This window comes from Rhizobium sp. PEPV16 (assembly GCF_008919455.1).
GTDB lineage: Bacteria > Pseudomonadota > Alphaproteobacteria > Rhizobiales > Rhizobiaceae > Rhizobium > Rhizobium leguminosarum_Q.
Genome location: NZ_VSZV01000356.1, coordinates 433,597 through 437,109, shown reverse-complemented (window position 1 = coordinate 437,109; position 3,513 = coordinate 433,597). Strand labels below are relative to the sequence as shown.

At 60.7% G+C, this 3,513-nt stretch carries 3 protein-coding genes and 2 pseudogenes; all 5 read right to left on the bottom strand.

The window, feature by feature from the left end; translation table 11 throughout:
• Positions 1-202, bottom strand: a pseudogene (locus FY112_RS36515) (glycoside hydrolase family 127 protein); the annotation flags it as partial.
• A 20-nt stretch (positions 203-222) separates the two neighbouring features.
• On the bottom strand, positions 223-1,086 hold the full coding sequence (locus FY112_RS36510) for a carbohydrate ABC transporter permease (protein WP_012759218.1): 864 nt from the start codon (positions 1,084-1,086) through the stop codon (positions 223-225).
• The gene (locus FY112_RS36505; protein WP_151520492.1) at positions 1,083-2,000 is read right to left on the bottom strand and encodes a sugar ABC transporter permease; all 918 of its coding nucleotides are present in this window, start codon (positions 1,998-2,000) and stop codon (positions 1,083-1,085) included. The genes FY112_RS36510 and FY112_RS36505 overlap by 4 nt, the downstream gene beginning before the upstream one ends.
• Positions 2,001-2,076: 76 nt before the next feature.
• The gene (locus FY112_RS36500) at positions 2,077-3,315 is read right to left on the bottom strand and encodes a sugar ABC transporter substrate-binding protein (RefSeq protein WP_017962338.1); all 1,239 of its coding nucleotides are present in this window, start codon (positions 3,313-3,315) and stop codon (positions 2,077-2,079) included.
• 40 nt (positions 3,316-3,355) lie between these two features.
• Positions 3,356-3,513, bottom strand: a pseudogene (locus tag FY112_RS36495) (LacI family transcriptional regulator); the annotation flags it as partial.

Here is a 3,513-nt window from a genome sequence, read left to right as displayed (position 1 = left end):
ATGGCTGAATGGGAATGATGACCCCCGTGCTCGGCTGGCTGACATCGATCGCCTTGAGCATGCCGGCCTCGACGCAGCGGTCGAGCAGGGTCTCGGCAGTGGAATTGCAGACGGCGTCCTGCCATTTGCCCCAGAAGCCGCCGAGCTCCACATCGGGAACGGCGACGGGACGAAACTGGCGGTCATTGCTTGGTTTGGTCATAGGCTCCACTTTCTCTAAGATCATTTCACCGCGCCGGCCATCAGCCCGCGCATGTAGTAGCGTTGCAGGAGCAGGAAGACGATCAGGCAGGGGATCGTCATGACGACGACACCGGCCTGCACCGCTCCCCAATTGATGGCGCCGAGCCTTCCGGCGCGAACCGCCGTCATCAGCACCGGCAGGGTGTATTTCTCATTGCTGGAGAGCAGCACGAGTGCGGCGAGAAACTCGTTCCAGGCATTGAGGAAGGCAAAGATCGCCACCGTCGCGACGCCGGGAAGCACCAGCGGCAGAAGAACCCGGACCAAGAGCCTGAGGTCGCGCGCACCGTCGATGCGTGCGGCCTCTTCGATCTCCTTCGGCACGGCGTCGAAGGCGTTGCGCATCATGAACACCGAGAAGGGCAGTTGCAGCGTCACATAGACGAGCGTCAGCCCAAGCAGCGAATTGTTGAGGCCGAGCTTTGCAAGGATGATGAAGAGCGGCGTCAGGATCGACTGGAAGGGGATCATCAGCGTCGCGATGATCAGCACGAAGAGCGCATTCTTCAGCGGGAATCGATATCGCGAGAAGCCGTAGCCGGCGAGCAGGCTGACGGCGACGGTGAGCACCACGGTGGCGACCGAAACGAACAGCGAATTGATCATGTGCCGCCAGATGCCGGCGCCGAACGTATCGAGCAGCGCGTAGGAATCGATGCTAACGCCGGAGGTCGGCCATGGCGGCAAAGGCGGCAGGCTGGCCTCCGTGCCATGCCGGAAGGACGACAACAGCGTGATCACGAAGGGGGCGAGAAAGAAGATCGAGATGGCAATGCCGGTCAGATGATAGGCCGACTTCGTCCGAATGGCCTTGCGCGCGCGGCGTTCCCTGGAGGTGGTCATGGACGCTCCTCCCCGACGCGAAGCAGCCAGAGCTGCACGATGCTGATCGCCACCAGGATGGCGAGAAGTACGATCGACAGCGCTGCGCCATAACCGAGATTGAACGACACGAAAGACTGATTGAAGATGTAGTAGACCACCGAGATCATCTTGTTCTGCGGACCGCCTGACGTCATGATGTAGAACTGGTCGAAGGCGAGGATCGAACCGGTGACGGAGACGATCAGCGCCAGCGCGATCGTCTTGCGCATCAGCGGCAGCGTCAGATGCCGGAAACGCTGCCAGCGGCCGGCGCCGTCGATGCGGGCCGCCTCGGTCAGCTCGGACGGAATGGCCTGAAGCCCGGTCAAAAGAATGATCATGGTGAAGCCGGCGATCTTCCAGACGACCATCACCACGATCGTCAGAAAGGCGGTGTCGAAGGTCGCAAGCAGATTGGGGCTCTTTTGGACGAAGCCGAGCCCTCTCAAGGCCGGGCCGATGAAGCCGCTATCGACATTGGCGAGCCAGACCCAGAGCAGGGAGGCGGTGGCAAGGCCGACCACGACGGGCAGGAAGATGATCGTGCGGTAGGCGCCGACGAACTGCCGTTCCTTCTCGACGAAGATTGCCAGCGGAAAGGCGATTGCGAAGATCGCGATAGTGACGATCACGGTGTAATAGGCCGTGAAATTCAGCGCCGTCATGAAACGGGTGTCGTTGGCCATGCGAAAATAATTGTTGAAGCCGATCCAGCGTGACGCCCCCATCAGCGGCCAGTTATGCAGGCTCATCCATCCGGTGAAGAGAACAGGCATGATGAAGAAGACGATGACCAGCGCCATGGCCGGCGCGATGTAGACCAGGCCGCGCCAGTTCGATCTGCGCCGTCGCCTGCGCCGAGGCAATAGAATCTCTGAACCGGAACCGGTCATCAAAACGCTCCGCATCTGTCGAGTGAAATTGGCCGGGAAGCTGCCACCGCTCCCCGGCCGCGGCCGAGGGGAGAGTTTACTGGCCGCTATCGATAATCGATTGCATTTCCGATTGCGCACTCGAAAACGCGCCGTCGACGTCGTCGCCGAAGATCGCGGCGTTGGTGAAGCTTGCCCATGGCCCGTTGGCGCTGTTGATCAGGTCGTTGAACTGCAGCGTATAGGGGGTCTTGGCCACACCAATCGCCTTCAGGCCGACCTGCATGCGTGGATCGAGGCCCTCAAGCACCTTGTCGGCGATATCGCCGCGCGTCGGCAGGCTGCCATACTTCGCCATGATCTTCTGGCCGTCCATCGAATACACATATTCGAGGAACTCCTTCACCGCGTCGATCTTCTTCGTGCCCTTGGTGATGACGAAGTTGTCGCCGCCGGCAAAGGACGAAGGCTTCCCGTCAACGCCAGGAATGAGCGTTACGCCGAAGTTGATATCGGGATGCTCGGTCACCAGCGTGCCGATGGCAAAGGCGCCAAGGCTCTGCTGGCCGATCTTGCCGTTGGTGAAGGTCAGGAAGTTGGCGCCGTTGTCGCTGGCGGCTCCCGCCGGCACCAGGTCCTTCTTGATCATGTTGCGGTAGATATCGACGGCCTTGCGCATCTGAGGCGTATCGAGCGTCGCCGTCTTGCTGTCGGCCGACAGGATATCGGCGCCCGCACCCCAGACCAGCGGCGTGAAGGTGAAGATCATGCAGCCGCCGCAGCCGCCGCCGGAGAAATAAAAGCCGTAGGTATCGTCACCCAGCGCCCGGATCTTCTCGGCATTGGCGGTGATTTCGTCCCAATTCGCCGGTGCCTTTTCCGGGTCGAGCCCGGCCTTCTTGTAGAGATCCTTGTTCCAGGCAAAGACGGAGGTCTCGACCGACAGCGGCAGTCCGTAGATCCGGTCCTGATAGGTGCCGAGGCGAACATGCGATGGCGAAAGAGAGTTGAAATAGGGCAGGGATTTTGCCCAGTCTGTCAGGTCTTCGAGCTGACCGGCCGCGGCAAAGGCAGGGTTATAGATGAGATCCATCGACAGGGCGTCCGGCGCCTGTCCGCCGGCGATTGCCGTCGCATATTTCTGCACGAGTTCGGAGAACGGCACCTCGGTCATCACGACCTTGTTCTCGTGACCGGAATTATAGGCTTCGACGACCTTCTTGAAGGCGTCGCCGATCCCCGAGCGAACCCACATTTCGACATTTTCGGCAGCCGACGCGGCCGACACCAGACATAAGGTAGCGATGCTGGTCGCCGCCAAAAGACGCTTGATCATGACACTCTTCCCAATATGGCGCATCTCCTCGCGCCTTTGCTCATTCTCTTATTCTCATCCCCGGGGCTTTACCCCCGCATGACTGCCGGACGATCAGCCGGCACGGCAATTTCCTCACTCCCGGCTCGACAGGCCGTCCTTCCGCAAGCGCAAGCACCGTCAATCCGGCTTGCCGCCCGAGCTCCTTCAGTTCCATGT

What these genes read in the sequence shown, in the direction of transcription:
- FY112_RS36510 (WP_012759218.1), bottom strand. Translation starts at nt 1,086, where the DNA reads ATGACCACCTCCAGGGAACGCCGCGCGCGCAAGGCCATTCGGACGAAG.
- FY112_RS36505 (WP_151520492.1), bottom strand. Translation starts at nt 2,000, where the DNA reads ATGACCGGTTCCGGTTCAGAGATTCTATTGCCTCGGCGCAGGCGACGG.
- FY112_RS36500 (WP_017962338.1), bottom strand. Translation starts at nt 3,315, where the DNA reads ATGATCAAGCGTCTTTTGGCGGCGACCAGCATCGCTACCTTATGTCTG.